Genomic DNA, 22,655 nt, shown 5'->3' with positions numbered 1-22,655 from the left:
GTTCTGACTAGAATGAAAAAGTGGACATTCTTTATGTTACTTATCGCCTTCCTACTGTTTGGTAGCGTGATAGGTTTTAATCTGTTTAAACAACAAAAAATTGCCGAGTTTATGGCCAACCGTCCTGAACCTGAATTTCCAGTGACAGTGACCGATGTAACTCCTGTTGATTGGATCCCAGTGATTGAAGCGATTGGTTTTATTGAACCTAATCAAGGCGTGACACTGACATCTGAAACCAGCGGCGTGATCGATAAGATTTCATTTGAATCAGGGACACAAGTTGAGGAAGACCAACCTTTAGTTTTGCTTGATTCTGCGGTTGAGAAAGCGAATTTAAAAAGCTCACAAGCTCGCCTACCTGCTGCAAAAGCGAAATACGAACGCTATAAAGGTCTATTTGCTAAAGGGTCGATTTCAAAAGAAGCTTATGATGAAGCCGAAGCAAACTACTACTCTTTGTCTGCAGATATTGAAAGTTTAAAAGCTTCTATTGATCGTCGTGAAATCAAAGCTCCCTTTGCTGGTGTGGTGGGTATCCGTAATGTGTATTTAGGCCAATACCTACAGCCAGGCACCGATATTGTTCGCTTGGAAGATACCAGTGTAATGCGTCTGCGCTTTACCGTTCCACAAACGGATATTTCACGTATTTCATTAGGCCAGCAAGTGGATATTTTTATCGATGCTTATCCTAATGCAGCGTTTACAGGATCCATCACTGCGATTGAGCCTGCCGTTAGCGTTCAAAGTGGTTTAATCCAAGTGCAAGCCGATATTCCAAATAGTGACGGTAAACTACGCAGCGGTATGTTTGCTCGTGCCAACATCATCCTGCCGAAATTAGAAAACCAAGTCACGCTTCCTCAAACCGCCATTACCTTCACCCTGTATGGTGATAATGTTTACGTGTTGAAAGAAGAAGATGGCGTTAAACGAGTAGAGCAGCGCGTTGTAAAAGTAGGTGAACGCAAAGGTGCTGTGGCGCATATTTTAGAGGGTGTACAAGATGGAGACATCGTGGTCACTTCAGGTCAAGTGCGCTTAAGTAACCATTCGAAAGTTCGGGTAGTCGAAAGTAATGCGACTACACCACCTGATGAAACACCGATGCTGTAATTGGAGGAATCATGCGTTTTACTGATGTTTTTATAAAACGTCCAGTGCTCGCGGTATCGATCAGCTTTTTGATAGCTCTGCTTGGTTTTCAAGCTATTTTCAAAATGCAGGTTCGTGAATACCCTGAAATGACGAATACCGTTGTTACAGTGAGTACAGGCTATTACGGTGCAAGTGCCGACTTAATCCAAGGTTTTATCACTCAACCTTTGGAACAAGCAGTCGCACAAGCCGACAACATTGATTATATGACTTCTTCTTCGGTATTGGGTAAATCAACGATTACCGTAACGATGAAGCTCAATACCGATCCCAACGCTGCACTTTCAGATGTGTTAGCAAAAACGAACTCGGTACGCTCACAGCTTCCTAAAGAGGCCGAAGATCCGACGGTAACTATGTCTACCGGCTCAACCACCGCGGTGCTGTATATTGGTTTCACTAGTGATGAACTTAGTTCAAGCCAAATTACTGACTATCTTGAGCGTGTATTTAACCCTCAAATATTCACCGTCAACGGCGTCTCTAAGATTGACTTGTATGGTGGCATGAAATACGCCCTTCGCATTTGGCTTGATCCAGCAAAAATGGCAGGACTACAGCTCACTGCGGGCGATGTGATGAACGTGCTGAATGCCAACAACTATCAATCAGCAACAGGACAAGCCACTGGCGAATTCGTGCTGTATAACGGTAGTGCCGATACGCAAGTGTCAAATGTCGATGAGCTGAAAAACCTGGTGGTTAAAACGGGCGACGGCAATGTTATTCGCCTAGGTGATATTGCAAACGTCACGCTAGAAAAAAGCCATGATGTTTACCGCGCAAGTGCAAACGGCCGAGAAGCGGTTGTAGCAGCCATCAACGCAGCACCTAGCGCAAACCCAATCAACATTGCTCAAGATGTGCTGGATCTGTTACCGCAGTTAAAGCGTAATCTACCAAGTAACATCGAAATGAACGTGATGTATGACTCCACGGTGGCGATCAATGAATCGATCCACGAGGTCATAAAAACCATCGCTGAAGCCGCCTTGATCGTACTTGTCGTCATTACCCTATTCCTAGGCTCTTTACGTGCCGTTATCATCCCGATTGTTACCATTCCACTCTCCTTAGTTGGTGTTGCTATGGTAATGCAGGGAATGGGCTTCTCATGGAACTTGATGACACTGCTAGCGATGGTATTGGCTATCGGCCTTGTGGTGGATGATGCAATCGTTGTACTAGAAAACGTTGACCGCCACATTAAGCTGGGTGAATCACCATTTCGTGCCGCGATTATTGGTACTCGTGAAATCGCCGTTCCGGTAATTGCGATGACGCTGACACTGGGCGCCGTATATGCACCGATAGCGATGATGGGTGGCATAACAGGCTCACTCTTTAAAGAGTTTGCACTCACGCTGGCTGGTGCTGTATTTGTTTCAGGTATTGTTGCACTGACACTTTCACCCATGATGTGTTCTAAAATGCTTAAAGCGCACGAAGAGCCCAACAAGTTTGAACAAAAAGTGCATGGATTACTTGATTCAATGAGTAACCGCTACGCGAAATTACTCGAGAAAGTAATGCAGCGCCGTCCTGTCGTGATTGCCTTTGCGGTAATCGTGTTTGCCAGCCTGCCTATGCTGTTCAAATTCATTCCAAGTGAGCTTGCCCCTTCTGAAGATAAAGGCGTGGTCATGTTAATTGGTACGGGTTCTTCGAATGCGAACTTGGACTATTTACAAAACACCATGAATGACGTGAATACGATTCTGTCTGAACAGCCAGAAGTTCAGTTTGCTCAAGTCTTTACCGGTGTTCCAAGCTCCAACCAAGCGTTTGGTATTGCCTCGATGGTACCTTGGAGTGAACGCCAGGCAAGCCAAGCTGAGGTTGCCACTCGAGTCGGCACCTTAGTGCAAGATATTCCAGGCATGGCCGTAACGGCCTTCCAAATGCCTGAACTTCCCGGCGCAGGCTCTGGATTGCCAATTCAATTTGTCATCACTACACCCAATAGCTTTGAAAGTTTGTTTGCTATTGCCACTGAAGTGCTAACAGAAGTGAAAGCAAGCCCGATGTTTGTGTACTCCGATTTAGACCTCAATTACGATTCTGCGACGATGAAAATTAATATCGACAAAGATAAAGCTGGGGTTTATGGCATCACGATGAAGGATATTGGCACGACATTAGGGACCATGATGGCGGATGGCTATGTCAACCGCATCGATCTCAATGGCCGCTCTTATGAAGTGATCCCGCAGGTTGAACGTAAATATCGCCTCAACCCTGAATCGATGAATCACTACTTTGTGCGTGCCGTTGACGGAAAAATGATCCCATTAGGGAGCCTAATTACCATTGATGTGATTGCAGAGCCGCGCTCACTGCCGCACTTTAACCAGCTAAACTCGGCAACCGTCGGAAGTGTACCGGGCCCAGGAGTTGCAATGGGTGATGCGATTACGTGGTTTGAGGATGTTGCCGCGACTAAACTGCCCGCAGGCTACAACCACGATTATATGGGTGAAGCACGTCAATACGTGACTGAGGGAAGCGCACTCTACGCGACCTTTGGTTTGGCACTCGCCATCATCTTCTTGGTACTGGCGATTCAATTTGAGTCGTTAAAAGATCCATTGGTTATCATGGTATCTGTTCCTCTCGCCATTTGCGGAGCATTAATTGCACTAGCTTGGGGCGCAGCAACCATGAACATCTACTCGCAAGTAGGGTTGATTACACTGGTTGGTCTTATCACCAAGCACGGTATTCTTATTTGTGAAGTGGCGAAAGAAGAGCAGCTACACCATAACAAATCTCGCATCGAAGCGGTGATGGAGGCAGCCAAAGTGCGTCTTCGCCCAATTCTAATGACGACAGCAGCGATGATTGCAGGTTTGATCCCGTTGATGTACGCAACGGGTGCAGGTGCAGCTCAGCGCTTTAGTATTGGTATTGTGATTGTGGCAGGTCTTGCGATTGGTACACTATTTACGCTATTCGTACTGCCTGTAATTTACAGCTATCTAGCCGAAAAACATAAGCCACTGCCTGTGTTTGTTGAGGATAAAGACCTCGAAAAGCTAGCCAGAGTTGACGAGGCCAAAGCAGCACAACGCCGACTCGCTGAAAATAAATAACACAATATAATTAAGACTGCTTCAAAAAAGGCCACCTCAGTGGCCTTTTTCTTACCTTGAATAACGACATTCTCAGCTCAATTGCTTAGAATGGAGACAAACTGACAGGAGTGTAAGCCGCTATGTTTGACCCTAAAAAACTTGAGCAAATTGCCAAACAAATTCACGATTCAATGCCTCAACCCGTAAAAGATTTGGGTGCCGACGTTGATCAAAAAATCCGCCAAGTGATCCAAGGCCAATTAAATAAATTGGACGTGGTGAGCCGTGAAGAATTTGATGTACAGACTCAAGTATTGATGCGTACTCGCCAAAAGCTCACTGAAATGGAGCAAAAATTGGCCGAGCTAGAAGCGAAAATCACCGCCAAATAATATTGCCCGGTTGAGATAAAAATTTCCCAATAAAAAAGGCTTGGTCAACGGCGACCAAGCCTTTTGTTTTATATTGTGTTTGCTTTTGTATTTATTCTCTCCAGTCAGTCTGGAGCTTTACGTCATCATTCTCGTCATTGAAAAGGGGCGAACTCTCGGCCCCTTCTTAACCACCGGAAGGTGAATTAGCCTTTAGCCACCGACAGCAATGCGTTTCATATCTGTCATGTAACCGCGCAACTCTTCACCGATGTACTCAACCGGATGGTTGCGAAGAATTTCGTTCACTTCAATCAAGGTCGCGTTATCAACGAAATTCGAGCTTTCACCAAGGCCTTTACCAATCACATCAGTAGATACTTTTGGCATGAACTTTTCGCGCAGTAACGGTGTTGCGACATTGGCAAACAGGTAATTACCATACTCTGCCGTATCAGAAATAACCACGTTCATTTCATACAAACGCTTACGTGCTACTGTGTTGGCAATCAGTGGCAGCTCATGCAGGGATTCATAGTAAGCTGACTCTTCAACAATACCGGAAGCCGTCATAGCTTCAAATGCCAGCTCAACCCCAGCACGAACCATGGCAATCATCAAAATACCTTTGTCGAAGTACTCTTGCTCAGTGATCTGTACATCAGACTGTGGGTAGTTTTCAAACGCAGTTTCACCGGTTTCAGCACGCCAGCCCAGCAAATCAGCATCATCGTTGGCCCAGTCAGCCATCATAGTGCTAGAGAAATGACCAGAAATAATGTCATCCATATGTTTGTTGTACAGTGGGCGCATCAAGTCTTTAAGCTCTTCAGACAGCTCAAACGCTTTGATTTTTGCTGGGTTTGATAGGCGATCCATCATGTGAGTGATGCCACCAAATTTCAGCGCTTCGGTTACCGTTTCCCAACCGTATTGCAGTAGTTTACCTGCGTAACCTGGGTCAATACCTTCTGCTACCATCTTCTCATAGCACACAATCGAACCCGCTTGTAGCATGCCACACAAGATGGTTTGCTCGCCCATAAGGTCCGATTTTACTTCGGCAACGAAAGAGGATTCCAAACAGCCAGCACGATGACCGCCCGTTCCGGCCGCCCAAGCTTTTGCGATATCCCAACCTTCACCTTGAGGGTCATTTTCTGGGTGAACAGCAAGCAAAGTCGGCACGCCGAAACCACGCTTATACTCTTCACGCACTTCGGTTCCCGGGCACTTAGGCGCCACCATCACAACCGTGATGTCTTTACGGATCTGCATCCCTTCTTCAACCACGTTGAAGCCGTGAGAATACCCTAATGCTGCACCTTTTTTCATCAGCGGCATGATGGTTTCGACAACATTGCTGTGCTGTTTATCTGGCGTTAGGTTAATGACCAAGTCTGCTTGAGGGATGAGCGTTTCATAGCTACCCACTTCAAAACCGTTCTCTTTAGCATTTTTATAGGACTGACGCTGTTCGTCGATCGCTGCTTGACGCAATGCATAAGAGACATCAAGGCCAGAGTCTCGTAAATTCAGGCCTTGGTTTAAACCTTGTGCACCACAACCGACAATCACCACTTTCTTACCTTTGAGGTACTCGGCTTCGCTTTCAAACTCAGAGCGATCCATAAAGCGGCAACGACCAAGTTGGTCAAGTTGTTGGCGTAGATTTAGGGTATTGAAATAGTTAGCCATGTTAGCGCTCTCCTTTAAAGATTCTTTCCATCAGGTCGGTTTCTAGAACCGAATAAACTGATACTAAAGCAGACATCAAGTTGCTTAAAGTGATATATTCACAATTAGTTATTGCAATTTATGCAATGTGACGTGGTTAACTTATGAACATTAAAAACCTGCAGATGTTTATCCATCTGTGTGAGAGTAAAAACTTCAGTAAGACCGCCGCCGCGATGCACATCAGCCCATCCGCGCTCAGCCGGCAGATCCAGAAGCTGGAAGAAGAAACTAGCCAAAGCTTATTTGTGCGTGATAATCGTAGCGTTGAGCTAACGCCAGCAGGCAGTAAACTGGTTCCTGTTGCACTCAAAATCATTACAGAGTGGCAGCAATATAACGTACAAATGAAAAACCAAAACAGCGTATTACAAGGGGAAATTCGCTTGTTTTGCTCAGTCACCGCCAGCTATAGCCACCTGCCTCAGTTACTGTCCGATTTTCGAGTTCGCCATCCGTATATTGAGTTCAAACTCTTGACTGGCGATCCTGCTCAAGCGATTGATAAGATTTTGAATGATGAAGCGGATATTGCCATTTCAGCCATGCCCGAACAGCTACCAGCTCGCGTTGAATTTGAAACGATTGGTGAAATACCCTTATCGGTGATCGCGCCGCTCGGGATCAGTAGCTTTATCGAACAACTGCAAAATGACACACCCGATTGGTCAGTTGTCCCTTTTATTGTTCCTGAAGCGGGAACGGCAAGAGATAGAGCCAATGCATGGTTTAAAAAAATGAAGATCAAACCCAATATTTACGCGCAGAGCTCAGGGCATGAAGCGATTGTCAGCATGGTCGCGCTCGGTTGTGGTATCGGCATTGCGCCAGATGTGGTGATCAACAATAGCCCGGTGAGAGATAAGATCCAGCGCCTTAAATTAGCACCCGTAAAACCATTTCAGCTCGGTGTGTGCTGCAAACGCTCACAGCTTGATAACCCATTAATCAAAGCATTGTGGGATGTTGCAGCGAATAAATACCTGACACCATAACTCATCCCTCTTTTCAAAGAAAAAGCCACTGACGAGCAGTGGCTTTTTGATTCATGGTAAGGACGTTAAATTACCCGCGAAAATTGTTGCTGACGAGCACGAACACGCAAGTATTTATCAAAGCACATGCAGATGTTGCGGATCAACAACCGCCCACGCAAAGTAACGCGGATCTCTTTTTCATCGACTTCCACTAACTCATCATCAATAAAAGTTTGTAGCAACTCAAGATCTTGCTTGAAGTAGTGATTAAACGTCACGTTAAACTGTGCTTCAATTTGGCTTTTATCCAGTTTGAAATTGCAGATAAGCTGCTTGATCACTTCGCGACGAAGTAAGTCATCACTATCCAGTGCCACTCCTTTCCAGAGTGCATGACGTAACTCATTAACTTGCTCATAGTATTTTTTCAGCTCTTTTTGGTTCTGCGCATACGCATCCCCAATCATTGAAATGGCTGAGACACCAAAGCCAACTAAGTCGCAGTTACCTTGCGTGGTATAACCTTGAAAATTGCGATGTAAAATGCCTTCACGCTGCGCGACGGCCAACTCATCATTGGGCAGAGCAAAATGGTCCATGCCAATGAACTGATAACCAGCACCCGTTAAGGTCGCGATCGTGTCTTGTAATATGGCCAGTTTTTCTTCCGCCGTAGGTAGATCTTCATCTTTAATCTTACGCTGCGCAGCGAACAGCTGCGGCATGTGCGCGTAGTTAAATACCGACAATCGACCCGGCTTCATCTCCAACACTTGCGCTAATGTTTTAGCAAAAGAGCCTTTAGTCTGCTTAGGCAAGCCGTATATGAGATCAAGGTTGGTTGAGCGAAAACCCAGCTGTTTAGCTCGTTCCGCCATAGCAAAAATAAAGGTTTCATCTTGCTCGCGGTTCACCAGCTTTTGCACTTCTTTGTTGAAATCTTGTACGCCGATGCTCAGGCGGTTAAATCCTTCGCTGCGCAGGTGATCAAGCATCTCTAACTCGATTTCACGCGGATCAACTTCAATACTGATTTCTGCGTCATTTTCAAAGCGGAACTCACCACGCAAAATGGCCATTAAACGGCTAATTTGCAATTGAGTTAAAAAGGTTGGTGTGCCGCCACCGAAATGCAGTTGTGTGACTCTACGGCCATGCAGCAAAGAGGCTCGTTGGCGAATCTCATGTTCGAGCACATCCAAATAGTCGTCAGCTTTATGCGAATGACGGGTAATCACCTTATTACAACCACAGTAGTAACAAAGTTTGTGACAAAACGGGATATGAATATAAAGCGAAAGTGGCCTGTCAGGGTATTGGGCACACGCCATATCATAATCGGCAATAGTAAATGCTTCATGGAATTCAAGTGCTGTAGGATAAGAGGTATAACGCGGGCCTGAATAGTTATACTTATCTAAAACAGCTTGATCCCATACGATCTGTTGGCTGGGTACGACTTGCGAAGACATGCTGTGCTTTCCGTTCGAAACTTTGACGGGCTATTTTGCCACATGACAATGATGGACGTCGGGTGACAAAACGAAATTTGTGTATAAATGTTCTAAACTGCTAACGCGATCACTCACTCGAAAGAGGCAGTCGAGCCATTACATCATTTGAATCGGAATTTGACTATTCAAAGGGGCAATGCGTTTTTGCAGAACTTTTAACTCTTCAACAATCGCATCCATTAAACGGGCCTCCGCCTTTTGGCGCACTAAGTTATGCTTCATTCGCTCTTGTTTAGCGAGTTGGCTGCGCTCTTCGCCACGCGGCATATCCTTCACTATATAATACAGTTCGGAAATAGCGGGATACGAACTATCAAAGTCGATTCTCTGTTCGCCTTGAACATAATCCATAATGCAGTAGACACGGATGCTGATCTCGGAGAGATCACATTGGCCTTGAATCCCAGCCATGCAAAGCGTATTTACGCTATCAAAAATATTTGCATTGCGTTTTTCAATGGCCAATGTTTGATGTTGAAGCTGCAAATCCTTTTGCTTTTTCAGTTGCAGCAGAAGGTAACCAGCGTAAGACGCTAAGCCGAGAATAATGATTCCACCAGCAATGGCTAACAAGGTTACATTCATGGCACTTTCTATCCTTTTAAATCATTTAGGTCGAAGCCTTCAAAATCTGATAATAAATCATCATCTGAACGTGATTTTTTGGCACTACCGCCAGTCACGATTGGCTCGAAAACATCTTCTTGCTCTTCAGCATACAGACCAAGTTGCTTCATCAGTGCTTCAATACGATCGAGTTTCTCATCAACGTATTTTTGCAAGCCGGCACCTAGGTTTTCTCCATTATCAATACGATCGAGCAACACGTTCAATTGCGCATCATTTTCCAGCATTTCGAGCTCTTGCTCAGCCGACAAACGACGCTCTTGCTTGGTCATTTTCTTCGCTGGCTCAACCACCAGAGGAATTTTTTTCTTGCTGCCTAAACGTGGATCGCGCGCTTTAGCGGCTTCTCGCTGCTGCTGATCTGAACCATCGGAATGGCGGCTACCCGCTTTCAGACCTTTCTGTTTTTTAACTCGCTTACGCAAACGGCCTTCAACATCTGCCTCACTGCGATTACGCGTGACAATCACGTCGCCTTCACCGGCTGAACCCGGTTTTCTCGATTTTTTACTACGGCTCATTACTGGGGTTTCCTCAGTAAAATTACATCATTACCAATAAATTCAAGTTCAAGCTCATCCCGCTTGGCCAAGTACTGGAAGGTTTCACGACTAAAAAAGATCACATGTGTGAGATCATTTTTGTAGTGCCACCCAGCAAACGCCTCCACGTCTTTGACTAGTTTGGTCATTAACCCAATCCAGCCTCCTGGCTTAACTAAATTTAACCATTGCTGCCAAACTTGGTGCGGCTTATGTAAATGCTCAATCACTTCAGTGGCAGTCATAAAATCATAGGTCGCCTGCAACACCTTTTCATCTGGATGAAAAAAGATATCGTATAACGACATTGTGTGCCCAGCCTCTTCCAACATAATGGATAAGGTTGGCCCCGGCCCACAACCAAAATCTAACCCGTTAGATGCCGGAGAAAGCCTCTCCAACATCGGCGCACAAACGCGTGACAAAAACTGGCGATAACCCCTATCCTGCGGGTTATTTTCATGCAAATCATAAAATGCTTTTTCCGCTTTTTCGTCAAGACGATGTTCAGGACTAACAAACACAAGTGCACAGTGTTGGCACTGCAGATAAGGGCGAACTTTATCGGCAAAATAAGGAACTATTTGTTCACTAAAACATAATGGGCAAATGTGCATGTAACATCCTCAAACAGGGATGCGCAACATACCAGAAAGTGGCATTAGAGTGGAGAGTCAGCGCGTATTTTTTCACCAGCTAGGCAAAAAAAGATAAAAAAAGCGATAGGTAAGCCGATCATTGAGCAAAAAATTACGTTTTCTTCAGCACAAAAGAAAACGCCCTAGCTCAGTGCTAAGGCGTTTTCAAACAACAGTGCTCGAACGGTGTAGGGTTTAGTGAAGGCCGCCAACGTATTTAGAAAGTATTTCGATGTCAGTGTCGCTGAGCTTTTTCGCGACATCACGCATCATGGCATTCATATCATTATTACGAGCGTCATCGCGGAATTTTTGCAGTTGAGCTTTGATGTAGTCAGCATGCTGACCAGAAATTTTAGGGAAACCTGAAAGCTCAGTACCATTACCACGTGGACCATGACACGCAATACAAGCGGTTAAACCACGCTCTGCATCACCTGCGCTATAAAGTGCTTTTCCTTTCACTGCAACGTCTTCAGGCGTTGAGTTCGCTGAAATAGTTTGTGATGCAAAATACGCTGCAAGATCAGCTATATCTTCGTCGCTAAGAGGCATCGCCATGGCACTCATTACGGGATCGTAACGACCTTGTTTGCCACCGCTTGTCATTCCCAGCTTGAGATCATGCAATTGCTTCTCTATGTATTTCTCATGCTGACCAGCAATTTTAGGATAAATTGTAAGTAGACTATTGCCATCAGCACTGTGACAGGCAACACACGTTTGGGATTTTGCTTTACCAGCTTCAATGCTGCCTTGGGCCCACACTGAGCAGCTGGCTAAAAGACTCAAGATTAGCGCTAATTTCTTCATGACATTCCATTTATAATTATCAAGCTTCCAGTACCACTTTGCAGTTGCTACTCACTCTCAGTGGCGACTCATGGTACAATAGGCGACCTTATGCCGAGCACGGTTATTTTACACAATTTCACAAAAAAGTAATCAATCGACTACACAAAGTCGAGATGGAGTTAACAGTGAGCGTAAAAATTCATTATCAAAACACGCATTTCATTACCAGTGCGCCTGACATTCGTCATCTACCTGATGATGAAGGGATCGAAATTGCGTTTGCAGGACGCTCCAATGCAGGTAAGTCGAGTTCGTTGAATCGCTTAACGAATCAGAAGAGCTTGGCTAAAACCAGTAAAACTCCGGGTCGAACCCAACTGATCAACCTATTTAAAGTCACTGAAGGTTGTCATATTGTGGATTTACCGGGCTATGGTTTTGCTCAAGTTCCTTTGGAACTGAAGAAAAAATGGCAAAAATCATTAGGTGAATACCTACAAAAGCGCAAAAGCTTAAAAGGGCTGGTTGTGCTAATGGACATTCGCCATCCGATGAAAGATCTCGACCAACAATTGATTTCTTGGGCTGTCGATTGCTACATCCCAGTACTAGTACTACTGACTAAAGCGGACAAGCTAAAAAGTGGCGCACGTAAAGCTCAAGTGCTAAAAATTCGTGAAGAGGCGCGCTCTTTTGGCGGCGATGTCACTGTCGATGCTTTTTCATCATTGAAAGGCTTAGGCGTCGATGTGCTGCGTAATAAATTGGATACGTGGTTTGCACCCGCACTCGCACATTTAGCTGAGCAAGAAACAGTGGAAGAGATGGATGAGTGTGATTCAACTCACTTAGAAGAGATAGAAGAGAATCCAGACCATTCTGCACAACACTAATTCTGTAGAACACTAAAAATCGTGACTCCAACAGAGCCCTACCTAATCGTGGGGCTTTTTTATAGGCTTTAAATCCAAATGCGAATGGTAAAAAGAAAAATCCCCACCATCCTGGTGGGGCAACGGGAGAGAAGTAGGAGGTAATTTATTATTGTTTTGCTAAGCATTCCTTAATCCCTCCAACTTTTCAATAGGTCAAAGAGTCATCAATTCACTCACCCACAGAACACTCCTCTGGCTCATCCCAATAAAATCAACATAACATAATGAATACTAATGATATTTAAACATATTCTTTGCGTTTGAGGCGAACTTGATTTCTCATTAGAAATAATCAAAGTGTGACTGTTAGCCAGTTACAGAATTGGGTGTTTATAAAAGAAATAAAGTAACTACTCAGCAATAGAATAGTGTGTTTTTATCACCTAAATTCTCGTAAAAAACAGTGATGAATATTTTCTTTGGCCCAATAAAAAACGCCCCAGTCAAATACTGACTGGGGCGGCTGAATCAGCCTAATCCAATAACGTGAAACAAAAGGTCTGAAAGATAGAACATCTTACCTCTGTACCCTACGAGAGTTAATGTATAACAAATGGTCAGAAATGAAAACTATTTTTGTAGTTTTTTTTCATGAAAATTTTATTAAACAACACAAAGTTTAAAATCAAGAACACTTGTTTCTAGGCCATAAAAAAGCCGACATTTGTGCGTCGGCTCATATAAATTAGCTAATTCTGCTCAAAAAACAACTAATGCGCCTGATCCCAGTTGTCTCCATGACCAGTATCCGCGACCAATGGCACCGCTAGCGTTGCCGCTGATTCCATCAATTGTTGTACTTTAATTTCAATTTCGGCTAAAGCCGTCTCTTGCACCTCAAACACCAGTTCATCGTGCACTTGCATCAAGAGTTTAACGCGTCCCTGTCCATGCTCCTCAATCCAAGCATCGACTAATAGCATCGCTTTTTTGATGATATCCGCCGCCGTACCTTGCATTGGAGCATTGATCGCGGCACGTTCAGCGGCTTTGCGGCGCATCCCATTACGCGATTTAATTTCAGGCAGATGCAAACGACGACCAAATAAAGTTTCAACATAGCCAAGTTCACTAGCCGTAGAGCGTGTATCTTCCATGTATTGCATCACGCCAGGATAACGCTCAAAGTATTTATCCATATATTCTTGGGCTTCATAACGAGGAATGCCGAGCTGCTTAGCTAAACCAAAGGCGCTCATCCCGTAAATCAAACCAAAGTTAACCGCTTTCGCACGTCGACGTTGCTCACTGCTGACTTGCTCAATACTCACTCCAAGAATTTCAGCCGCGGTCGCTGCATGGATATCTTTCCCTTGCTGGAATGCTTCAAGCAGCGCTTTATCGCCGGACAAATGCGCCATAATCCGCAGCTCAATTTGCGAGTAATCGATGGCCAGAATTTTCCAGCCATGAGGAGCGATAAAGGCTTGACGGATCCGGCGTCCTTCTTCGTTACGGATCGGAATGTTTTGCAAATTTGGATCGGTTGAAGACAAACGACCAGTGGCGGTTACAGCTTGGTGATACGAGGTATGCACTCGCCCTGTGGTTGGGTTGATCATTTTAGGCAGTTTATCGGTATAGGTTGATTTCAACTTAGCTAAACCACGATGTTCAATGATCACTTTAGGCAGAGGATAACCGTCGAGTGCCAACTCTTGCAGTACTTCTTCATTGGTGGAAGGTGTACCTGTTGGCGTTTTCTTAATCACCGGTAGCCCCATCTGTTCAAACAAAATGGTTTGCAGCTGTTTTGGTGAGCTTAGGTTGAAAGGTTGACCCGCGATATCAAACGCTTGCTGTTCTAGTTGCTCTAAACGAGCAGCGATTTCATGCGATTGCGCACCAAGCAACATATCATCAATCATCACGCCTGTGCGTTCCATACGTGACAACACGGGAACAAGAGGTACTTCTATCTGTTGGTAGATGCGATTGAGCTTCTCATCTTGCTCAATATGACTCATCAAACGGTGATGAAGTCGCAAAGTCACATCAGCATCTTCCGCAGCGTACGGTGCCGCTTGCTCAAGTTCGATTTGGTTGAAGGTCAGCTGGTTTTTACCTTTTCCCGCCACCTGTTCGAATGAAATACAGCTGTGTTGCAAGAATCGTAGCGCCAAACTGTCCATATCATGTTTGCCACCGACGCTGTTGTACACATAAGATGCGAGCATCGTATCGTGCTTGATGCCTTTCATATTGATACCGTAACGCGCAACAATACTGGCATCGTATTTTAGGTTCTGCCCCACTTTGGCTTGGCTTTCATCTTCTAAAATGGGTTTAAGTTGGGCGAGTACCCAATCACGGTCCAGTTGCTTTGGTGCGTCAAGATAGTCATGCGCAACAGGAACATACGCTGCAACGCCCTCTTCGGTCGCAAAAGAGAGGCCAACTAAATTCGCTACCATATAATCGAGGCTGTCGGTTTCCGTATCAAACGCAAACACTTCTGCCGCTTTCAGTTTTTCTAACCAAGTATTAAATGTCTCTTCATCTAAAATGGTTTGATATTGGCTGCGATCAATCGTGGCGGCGGTTGTATCCATCTCCCTTGCTTGTGAAGAAGAAGTGTTTACCGCACCCACTTTTTCATCAGCGTCAATCACCCCATTACCACCATCCAGCAATTCTGTTAACCAAGATTTAAACGTGAGCTGACCATAAAGTTTAATCAACTCATCAATATTGGGCTGGGTTTTGCACAAGGTTTCTGGTTTCTCTTCCAAAGCGACATCCAGCTTGATGGTGGCTAATTGGTAAGAGAGAAAAGCGTTTTCACGGTTATCCGCCAGTTTTTGCGCCATGGTTTTAGAGCCTCGAAAACCCAATTGCGCAATTTTATCGAGGTTATCGTAAATTTGCTCTAGGCTGCCAATGCCTTGTAGTAACGCAATCGCTGTTTTCTCACCGACACCCGGTACACCAGGAATGTTATCGACTTTATCGCCCATCAAAGCCAGATAGTCGATGATAAGCTCAGGAGGGATACCGAATTTTTCAATCACCCCTTCACGGTCAAGTACCACATTCGTCATGGTATTGATCAAGGTGACATTCTCGTCCACCAGCTGTGCCATGTCTTTATCACCAGTGCTGATCAGCACTGGCATGCCGGCTTGTGATGCTTGAGAGGCTAGCGTACCAATCACGTCATCGGCTTCGACACCTTCAATCGATATCAGCGGTAGCCCCATCGCACGGATAACATTGTGCAACGGCTCAATCTGACAACGTAGATCATCAGGCATTGGTGGACGGTTAGCTTTGTATTGTGGGTACATATCATCGCGGAAGGTTTTTCCTTTCGCGTCAAAAATAACCACCATACGCTCAGCGGAAAACTGGCGCATCATGCTACGGAGCATATTGACCACGCCATAGACAGCATTAGTTGGAATTTCGCCATTACTCATGGTGCCTGGGTAGGCATGAAATGCACGGTAAAGGTAAGAAGAGCCATCAATCAGAATGAACGGGTTGTCAGGTATGCGAGCCATAGTCTTTTGCAATCCAAAGCGAGTACGAAATGTAATGACTAAGGATGCCATGACTGTCTTGAGGATTCCACGCCAATGCACCTTGAGCAACGAAACATTTTGCTGATTTGTCCACCACCGCAAATGACATTCTGTGGATAACTCTGTTCATAGTTTTTATCCACTGGTTATTAAACAGTGATTAACGAGGAAAACAATGGTATTAACTTATTGTTTATAAATGAATAAAACAAAGATCGAACATTCCTATTATGATCTTTTTACGATCATTGATTGTGGAAAAGACTATCGATGGCCTTTTATTCACAACAAAAGCATCCTCTTGAAAATGAGCGATAAAAAAAGCGACACCCGAGGATGTCGCCTAGCAAAAACAGGTAAAACTAAGTGAAGTGATTCATTCAGCCTTACGATAAAGCTATAAATTACACTGGAAGCAATGTGAGCAATGTCGTGTCAAAAAGAACTTGCGCAAGTTCGTCGCCAATTTGTCTTGTTACTTTTAACACCTAGCAATTCGTTAATCGTAAACTCGACGTCCTTGTGAACTTCGCCATTCCCTAAGACATGGTTAATAATAATGATTCTCATTTAATTATCAACCCCTAAATGAGAAAAAATCTCATTTATTTTCTAATCATGCTAAAAACACCTACCCATCTATTTCATGAAATCTTTTTTTGATTTATTTTCAAATAGATAGAAAAATTCGCTCCCCTGTCTAAATTCACAACTTAGTTGTCTTGATGTAAATATTGTGCCGTTTTGGCGTTATCTTCTGCCAGCCACTGCGCAACGTCTTTAGCAAAATAGGTTAAAATGCCGTCTGCCCCAGCGCGTTTAAAGCACAATAATGACTCCATTACGGTTTCACGTTCTTTGAGCCAACCATTTAAAATGGCCGCTTTATGCATCGCATATTCGCCAGACACTTGATACGCAAACGTAGGAACTTGTAATTCAGATTTCACGCGGCGCACCACATCAAGGTATGGCATGCCGGGCTTCACCATCACCATGTCAGCCCCTTCATTGATATCCATCGCCACTTCGTGCATGGCTTCATCGCTGTTGGCCGGATCCATCTGATAGTTTTTCTTGTCTCCCCCTTTCAGGTTCGAAGAGGAACCAACCGCATCGCGGAATGGACCGTAATAACATGACGCGTATTTCGCAGAGTAAGCCATGATCTGTGTGTGAATAAAACCCGCCTCTTCAAGCGCTTCGCGGATCTTACCAATTCGTCCATCCATCATATCGGAAGGGGCAACCACATCGGCACCGGCTGCAGCGTGAGACAGCGCTTGTTTTATCAACACCTCGGTGGTCTCATCATTCATCACATAGCCACTTTCATCGATGATGCCATCTTGGCCATGGGTCGTGAAAGGATCCAGCGCGACGTCGGTAATGACACCCATTTGTGGTATATGCTCTTTTAATAATTTCACCGCACGTTGCACTAAGCCGTCAGGATTATGTGCTTCAGCAGCACACAAGCTTTTAGCATCTTGATTAACCACTGGAAAAAGTGCGATGGCTGGCACGCCGAGATTAGCCAAATACAGCGCTTCTTCGAGCATTAAGTCGATAGAGAGACGCTCAATACCGGGCATAGACTCCACTGGCTCGCGGCGATCTTTACCCATCAAAATAAACATGGGATAAATTAAATCATTAACCGATAACTGATTCTCAGCCATCAAACGGCGGCTAAAATCATGCTTGCGTAAGCGACGCATGCGACGCCCTGGGAACTGACCTTGAATGGATACTGACACTCTCTTCTCCTTGTTTATACGCGGTGTGAGAAAGCATTCTTTCTTCACTACCGCTATCGCTCAAGTGTGGCGAAATCATATCACTCTCGCTTTTTGACGCTAGCGCCAATCGACAAAAATCAGAAAAATGACCTCAGGCTCACACTTCCGTATACTGTTCTCCCATTCTCTGTTTATCGAGATACACCATGATTGACACTCACGCTCACATTTATGCCACTGAATTTGATCACGATCGAGATGAGGTCGTGCAACGCGCTAAGGCGCAAGGCATTGAGGCTATTTTGTTGCCCAATATCGATCTTGCCTCCATTGAGCCTATGCTTAAAACAGAAGCGGCTTACCCTGAACTTTGCCGATCGATGATGGGGCTGCACCCATGCTATGTGGATGGAAATGTGAAGCAAACGCTAACGGTTATCGAATCTTGGCTAGATAAACACCCCTTTATCGCCATTGGTGAAATTGGCATTGATCTGTATTGGGACAAAACCTTTCAGCCCGAACAAGAGATGGCTTTCGTCACTCAACTTAGTTGGGCCAAAGAACGCGATTTGCCTGTTGTCATCCACACCCGTGATTCCATCACTCAAACTCTACAACTGCTGGAAAAAGAGCAAGATGGCTCACTTAGCGGTGTATTCCACTGTTTTGGCGGCACGCTTGAAGAAGCTAAAGCAATTAATGAGCTAGGGTTTCATCTTGGGATTGGTGGTGTATCAACGTTTAAAAATGGCGGTATGGATAAAGTATTACCGCATCTCGATATGAACTTTGTTCTGCTAGAAACAGATTGTCCCTATTTAGCCCCTGCCCCTCACAGAGGTAAGCGCAACGAACCAGCTTACACAACGCTAGTTGCCAAACGCATCGCAGAACTCACCGAACTCTCGTTGGTTGAAGTGAATAACATTACAAACACTAATGCTAACTCACTGTTTAAATTATAATTTATAGAACTATAGATAGAGTGACATACACATCAGCGTGATATATGTCACAAAAATAATCACCCAAACACTATAGTATGCGGCAAAATTTTAATACATAAACGTGGCTAATATGTGTGAACATGGTAATCACTTACAACGTCAACATCGAACCTTCTGGCAAAAACTTCTGGGCATCAAGGAAGTCTATCGATGCTCTCAGTGCGGTTATCTTTTGAAGATTAAATAGTCCACTATCTAAATAGTCCACTATCATAGGTACAAAAAAAGCGGCTATTCGCCGCTTTTTTCATGTATTAATGACTTTCATCTTCCTGCTCTTCCTCATCTTTGCGCACATAAAAACGAGCAAAGAAAAGTCCAACCTCAAACAATAAACACATCGGAATGGCGAGCAAGGTTTGCGACACCATATCAGGCGGCGTCAGTAACATACCCACCACAAATGCCCCAACCACGATATAAGGCCTTTTCTCACTCAAGGTTTTCGGCGTCGTCGCCCCCGTCCAACACAGTAAAATGATGGCGACGGGAACCTCAAAGGCGATACCAAAAGCGAAAAAGAGCGCAAGCACAAAATCGAGATAACTGGCAATGTCCGTTGCAAACTCAACACCGCCTAAAGAGATGGCCGTAAAAAAGCCAAACACCAGTGGAAATACCACAAAGTACGCAAACGCCACACCGCAATAGAACAACAATGAGCTTGAAAACATCAATGGCATGACTAAACGGCGTTCATGCTTATACAAACCTGGAGCGACAAAGGCCCAGATTTGATAAAGGATAAAAGGCACCGCGAGAAAAGCGGACGCGATTAAAGTAAGTTTGAGTGGCGTGAAAAAGGGCGAGGCAACATCGGTCGCAATCATCGTCGCCCCTTCAGGCAAACGCTCAACCAATGGTTTGGAGACAAAATCGTAGATGTCGCTAGAGAAATAGACTAAGCCGATAAAAATCACGATCACCGCAGCTATTGAACGCAATAAACGATCGCGTAGCTCTAGCAAGTGACTGATTAAAGGCTGTGTCTGCTCAACGGAAGACATATCGAACCTCGTATAAATAGAGCATAAGAGGAGGAGTTACAGTGGTAGCAATAACTCCTCCTACAGAGATGAGTCGGCTTTCTTATCGGCCGTTTCAGGCGACGAAATCGTTGTAGCGGGAATCACTTCAACGCTTTGTTCATCGTGCTCTGTTTTTGTTTCAGAGGGCGATGAGTTCGCATAAGGGCGTTGTACATCTTGCGCAGCCTGCTTGAGCTGATCCACAGAAGATTTCAGCTCTGGAGATAAATTTTCCATCCCCATTTGCTCTGCTTTACGCAAGTTTTCTTGCAGCTCTTGAATTTTGAGCTCATGTGCTAATTCATCTTTGACACTGTTCGCCATGTTCTTTGCCGTGCTAACAAATTTTGCCACACTGCGAATAGCATGAGGTAAACGCTCAGGGCCAAGAACGACCAACGCGACAACCGATATTAATACCAGCTCCCAAAAACCGATATCAAACACGTGTTAGGCCTGCTCTTTATCTTTTTTAGTCTCGGCAGTCGCTTCTGTCTTCTGCTGCTCTATATTTTTAGGTTCAAAATCTGCGTCTTTCTTGGCAGGCTCTTCATCGCTCATCGCCTTTTTGAACCCCTTAACCGCACCACCGAGATCACTACCGATACCACGCAGTTTCTTGGTTCCAAATAGTAATACAACAATTACGGCAATAATTAGAAGTTGCCAAATACTGATACCACCCATTCTCTACACCTCAGGAATTTCTCAACAAATTGATTTCAAATAAAAGACCGCTTAACGACGGTAAGCACTCCAACTGAGTAGCCAAAATACAACACCTGCAATCGCACTGGTTATTGCAAACGGCTGATAAGCACTGGTCACTAATATCGCCGAGCATACGACCAAAGTGGCGCCAATACCAAATAAAAACTTTCCTGTTGCCTGTTGACGCTTACTGGCTCGATAACCTTGGTACAACTGATCCAACCTTTGGTTCATTGCTTTACCTTGTTTGAGGCTATCGTAAAGCAGCTCTGGCAATTCAGGTAATTTTTCAGCCCAAAGCGGAGCTCGCTCTTTCACTGCGCGGATAAACGCTTGCGGCCCAACTTGGTTCATCATCCATTTTTCTAAAAATGGTTTAGCGGTTTGCCACAAATCCAATTGAGGATAAAGCTGACGCCCTAACCCTTCGACATACAATAACGTTTTTTGCAGCAAGACCAATTGCGGCTGCACTTCCATATTGAAGCGACGAGCCGTGTTAAACAAGTTTAGCAACACATGACCAAATGAGATTTCGCACAATGGCTTGGCAAAAATTGGCTCACAGACCACGCGAATAGCAAACTCAAATTCATCGATGTTGGTTTCACGTGGAACCCAACCAGAATCAACGTGCAATTGTGCCACTCGGCGGTAATCTCGGTTGAAAAAAGCTAAGAAGTTTTCGGCTAAATAACGTTTATCTTCACTGTTTAAGGTACCGACAATACCACAATCTAAGCCAATCCATTGTGGATTGTCAGGATGCGCGGGATTAACAAAGACATTACCCGGGTGCATATCGGCATGGAAAAAACTGTCGCGGAACACTTGGGTAAAGAACACGCTCACCCCGCGTTCAGCAAGCAACTTCATATTAGTGCCGTTGGCCGCTAAACCTTCAATATCAGAAACTTGAATGCCGTATATTCGCTCAGAAACCATGACAGTTTCATTACTAAAGTCAGGAATTATCTCTGGAATGTATAACTCTTCACTATTTTCAAAGTTACGACGCAGTTGAATAGCGTTGGCTGCTTCTCGGCGTAGGTCGAGTTCAGCAAGGAGAGTTTTTTCGTATTCACGTACCACTTCAACGGGCTTCAGTCGCCTTGCTTCAGGTAATGCTTTGGCAACAATTTTCGCCATGCGATACATGAGTTTGATATCGGCATCAATCACTGGCCGAATATCTGGCCGAATCACCTTGAGTACGATTTCCCGGCCAGATGATTTGAGTTTGGCGGTATGGACTTGAGCAATCGACGCAGAAGCAAGTGGTTCAATATCAAATTCATCAAACCAAGTTTCTAAAGCGCCGCCCAACGCTTTTTCCATCTGAGTTTTAGCAAGTACACCATCAAACGGAGCGACTTTATCTTGCAGTAACGCAAGTTGGTCTGCGATGTGCGATGGAAACAGGTCACGCCGCGTTGACATCATCTGACCAAACTTAATCCACACTGGACCAAGCTCTTGCAAGGCTAAGCGCAAGCGCTCACCTAATGGTTTGTCCGCATGCTGATTTTTAATCCAGAACAATCCTTTGCGCGCTAATATTGGCGCTTTGGTGAGTTGATGTTCTGGCAACAGTTCATCTAGACCATATTCCAATTGTACCTTGATAATTCGGTACAACCGCTTGAGTTCAGTTGGCGTCATGCTTGCTCCAACAAGTGTTGAATTTTGGCTTCGATACGCGCCGCTTGGCTATTGAGATCATCCACTTGGTCACAAAAATAAGCCACCTCGAGCGAGCTGGGCAATAAACACCACTCTTCCGTTAACACTTGGCTGAGATGGTTTTGATGCTTGCTTCGTTGTGATTGCAGCGCTTGGCCTATGTCTTTCACACCCTGCACTAAAGCGTGAGCCAGCACATCGCCCGTCAGGCGTGACAACCACTCTTCAACATCCGGCTTGCAATCGGTGATCAACTGGGCAAATTTTTGCGCCAGTTGAATATCGCCCTCCAGCACCAACTTATCTTGTTTGATCAGTTGGGTGATGTTCGCTTGCTCGCGTAGCTCGGGCAAAATGGAAACATTGAGCGACAGGTAGCAATTCGACTCGCCTTCGTAAGCCGCTAACACATCAATTTGCTGGCTAAAAATGAAGGTCAGCGTTTTATTGAACTCTTTGAGATGCACTTGGATGACTTGCCCTTTCAGGCGTGATAATCGGCGCACCAACTCAGGATCGTCTTGAATTAAGGTGTTGAGTGTGGTCTCAATCGCGGCGGTAACTAAAGGCTCAAACGGCATGCCCA

The 22,655-nt window shown here is 44.8% G+C and carries 21 protein-coding genes; 6 read left to right on the top strand and 15 right to left on the bottom strand.

Annotated features, from left to right (window positions below; all coding sequences use genetic code 11):
* Positions 1-12: 12 nt before the first annotated feature.
* From AACQ79_RS01670 to ubiK, 3 genes are all read left to right on the top strand, one after another.
* A complete protein-coding gene (locus AACQ79_RS01670; RefSeq protein ID WP_170899631.1) occupies positions 13-1,119 on the top strand; it encodes an efflux RND transporter periplasmic adaptor subunit in 1,107 nt (368 codons plus the stop codon).
* A gap of 11 nt (positions 1,120-1,130) precedes the next feature.
* Positions 1,131-4,253, top strand: coding sequence for a multidrug efflux RND transporter permease subunit (locus AACQ79_RS01665; protein WP_013855651.1), 3,123 nt, complete (start codon positions 1,131-1,133; stop codon positions 4,251-4,253).
* Between the two features lie 122 nt (positions 4,254-4,375).
* Positions 4,376-4,627, top strand: coding sequence for a ubiquinone biosynthesis accessory factor UbiK (gene ubiK, locus AACQ79_RS01660; protein WP_010319855.1), 252 nt, complete (start codon positions 4,376-4,378; stop codon positions 4,625-4,627).
* Between the two features lie 192 nt (positions 4,628-4,819).
* Here ubiK and ilvC read toward each other — a convergent pair whose 3' ends face one another.
* The gene (gene ilvC, locus AACQ79_RS01655; protein WP_013855650.1) at positions 4,820-6,304 is read right to left on the bottom strand and encodes a ketol-acid reductoisomerase; all 1,485 of its coding nucleotides are present in this window, start codon (positions 6,302-6,304) and stop codon (positions 4,820-4,822) included.
* Positions 6,305-6,447: 143 nt separating this feature from the next.
* On the opposite strand from ilvC, the gene ilvY reads away from it, so the two are divergent.
* Positions 6,448-7,338, top strand: a complete 891-nt coding sequence (gene ilvY / locus AACQ79_RS01650; RefSeq protein WP_013855649.1) for an HTH-type transcriptional activator IlvY — start codon at positions 6,448-6,450, stop codon at positions 7,336-7,338.
* Between the two features lie 65 nt (positions 7,339-7,403).
* Here ilvY and hemN read toward each other — a convergent pair whose 3' ends face one another.
* From hemN to AACQ79_RS01625, 5 genes are all read right to left on the bottom strand, one after another.
* Positions 7,404-8,792 carry an oxygen-independent coproporphyrinogen III oxidase gene (gene hemN, locus AACQ79_RS01645; RefSeq protein WP_047690293.1) on the bottom strand — a complete coding sequence of 463 codons (1,389 nt, stop codon included), beginning with the start codon at positions 8,790-8,792 and terminating at the stop codon, positions 7,404-7,406.
* Between the two features lie 138 nt (positions 8,793-8,930).
* Positions 8,931-9,419 carry a DUF2489 domain-containing protein gene (locus AACQ79_RS01640; RefSeq protein WP_013855647.1) on the bottom strand — a complete coding sequence of 163 codons (489 nt, stop codon included), beginning with the start codon at positions 9,417-9,419 and terminating at the stop codon, positions 8,931-8,933.
* Between the two features lie 8 nt (positions 9,420-9,427).
* Positions 9,428-9,982 (bottom strand): Der GTPase-activating protein YihI, encoded by a 555-nt coding sequence (yihI, locus tag AACQ79_RS01635; protein ID WP_013855646.1) that lies wholly within the window; start codon positions 9,980-9,982, stop codon positions 9,428-9,430.
* Positions 9,982-10,620 carry a class I SAM-dependent methyltransferase gene (locus AACQ79_RS01630; protein WP_013855645.1) on the bottom strand — a complete coding sequence of 213 codons (639 nt, stop codon included), beginning with the start codon at positions 10,618-10,620 and terminating at the stop codon, positions 9,982-9,984. The genes yihI and AACQ79_RS01630 overlap by 1 nt, the downstream gene beginning before the upstream one ends.
* A 216-nt stretch (positions 10,621-10,836) precedes the next feature.
* Positions 10,837-11,454 carry a c-type cytochrome gene (locus AACQ79_RS01625; protein ID WP_013855644.1) on the bottom strand — a complete coding sequence of 206 codons (618 nt, stop codon included), beginning with the start codon at positions 11,452-11,454 and terminating at the stop codon, positions 10,837-10,839.
* Positions 11,455-11,621: 167 nt separating this feature from the next.
* On the opposite strand from AACQ79_RS01625, the gene yihA reads away from it, so the two are divergent.
* Positions 11,622-12,329: a ribosome biogenesis GTP-binding protein YihA/YsxC gene (gene yihA / locus AACQ79_RS01620; RefSeq protein ID WP_017048504.1), complete on the top strand. Its 708-nt coding sequence runs from the start codon at positions 11,622-11,624 to the stop codon at positions 12,327-12,329.
* 510 nt (positions 12,330-12,839) lie between these two features.
* On the opposite strand, the gene AACQ79_RS18350 is transcribed toward yihA, so the two are convergent.
* From AACQ79_RS18350 to hemB, 4 genes are all read right to left on the bottom strand, one after another.
* Entirely contained in the window at positions 12,840-12,887 is a 48-nt protein-coding gene (locus tag AACQ79_RS18350) for a hypothetical protein (protein ID WP_438356636.1), read from the bottom strand.
* Positions 12,888-13,081: 194 nt separating this feature from the next.
* Complete coding sequence (polA, locus tag AACQ79_RS01615; RefSeq protein WP_029189929.1) at positions 13,082-15,874, bottom strand: DNA polymerase I; 2,793 nt, start codon at positions 15,872-15,874, stop codon at positions 13,082-13,084.
* Positions 15,858-16,025, bottom strand: coding sequence for a hypothetical protein (locus AACQ79_RS01610; protein WP_156117117.1), 168 nt, complete (start codon positions 16,023-16,025; stop codon positions 15,858-15,860). Before AACQ79_RS01610 ends, polA begins: the two co-directional genes overlap by 17 nt.
* A 583-nt stretch (positions 16,026-16,608) precedes the next feature.
* Positions 16,609-17,655: a porphobilinogen synthase gene (hemB, locus tag AACQ79_RS01605; protein ID WP_026027224.1), complete on the bottom strand. Its 1,047-nt coding sequence runs from the start codon at positions 17,653-17,655 to the stop codon at positions 16,609-16,611.
* A gap of 188 nt (positions 17,656-17,843) precedes the next feature.
* Here hemB and AACQ79_RS01600 point away from each other — a divergent pair, with 188 nt between their 5' ends.
* Positions 17,844-18,605 carry a TatD family hydrolase gene (locus tag AACQ79_RS01600; protein ID WP_088721433.1) on the top strand — a complete coding sequence of 254 codons (762 nt, stop codon included), beginning with the start codon at positions 17,844-17,846 and terminating at the stop codon, positions 18,603-18,605.
* 296 nt (positions 18,606-18,901) lie between these two features.
* Here AACQ79_RS01600 and tatC read toward each other — a convergent pair whose 3' ends face one another.
* From tatC to AACQ79_RS01575, 5 genes are read right to left on the bottom strand one after another with little or no spacing between them, the layout of a single operon-like run.
* Positions 18,902-19,654, bottom strand: a complete 753-nt coding sequence (gene tatC, locus AACQ79_RS01595) for a twin-arginine translocase subunit TatC (protein ID WP_088721434.1) — start codon at positions 19,652-19,654, stop codon at positions 18,902-18,904.
* 60 nt (positions 19,655-19,714) lie between these two features.
* On the bottom strand, positions 19,715-20,122 hold the full coding sequence (gene tatB, locus AACQ79_RS01590; protein WP_013855639.1) for a Sec-independent protein translocase protein TatB: 408 nt from the start codon (positions 20,120-20,122) through the stop codon (positions 19,715-19,717).
* Positions 20,123-20,125: 3 nt separating this feature from the next.
* Complete coding sequence (gene tatA / locus AACQ79_RS01585; RefSeq protein WP_010319841.1) at positions 20,126-20,362, bottom strand: Sec-independent protein translocase subunit TatA; 237 nt, start codon at positions 20,360-20,362, stop codon at positions 20,126-20,128.
* A 51-nt stretch (positions 20,363-20,413) separates the two neighbouring features.
* On the bottom strand, positions 20,414-22,048 hold the full coding sequence (ubiB, locus tag AACQ79_RS01580; protein WP_088721435.1) for a ubiquinone biosynthesis regulatory protein kinase UbiB: 1,635 nt from the start codon (positions 22,046-22,048) through the stop codon (positions 20,414-20,416).
* Positions 22,045-22,650: a ubiquinone biosynthesis accessory factor UbiJ gene (locus AACQ79_RS01575; protein ID WP_069212131.1), complete on the bottom strand. Its 606-nt coding sequence runs from the start codon at positions 22,648-22,650 to the stop codon at positions 22,045-22,047. The genes ubiB and AACQ79_RS01575 overlap by 4 nt, the downstream gene beginning before the upstream one ends.
* Positions 22,651-22,655: the final 5 nt, after the last annotated feature.

It is taken from the genome of Vibrio sp. 3-2(1) (assembly GCF_963887575.1).
In the GTDB taxonomy this organism is placed as follows: Bacteria; Pseudomonadota; Gammaproteobacteria; order Enterobacterales; family Vibrionaceae; genus Vibrio; species Vibrio anguillarum.
Note: the sequence above shows the minus strand (reverse complement) of the source record. Positions and strands in the feature narration are given on the sequence as shown.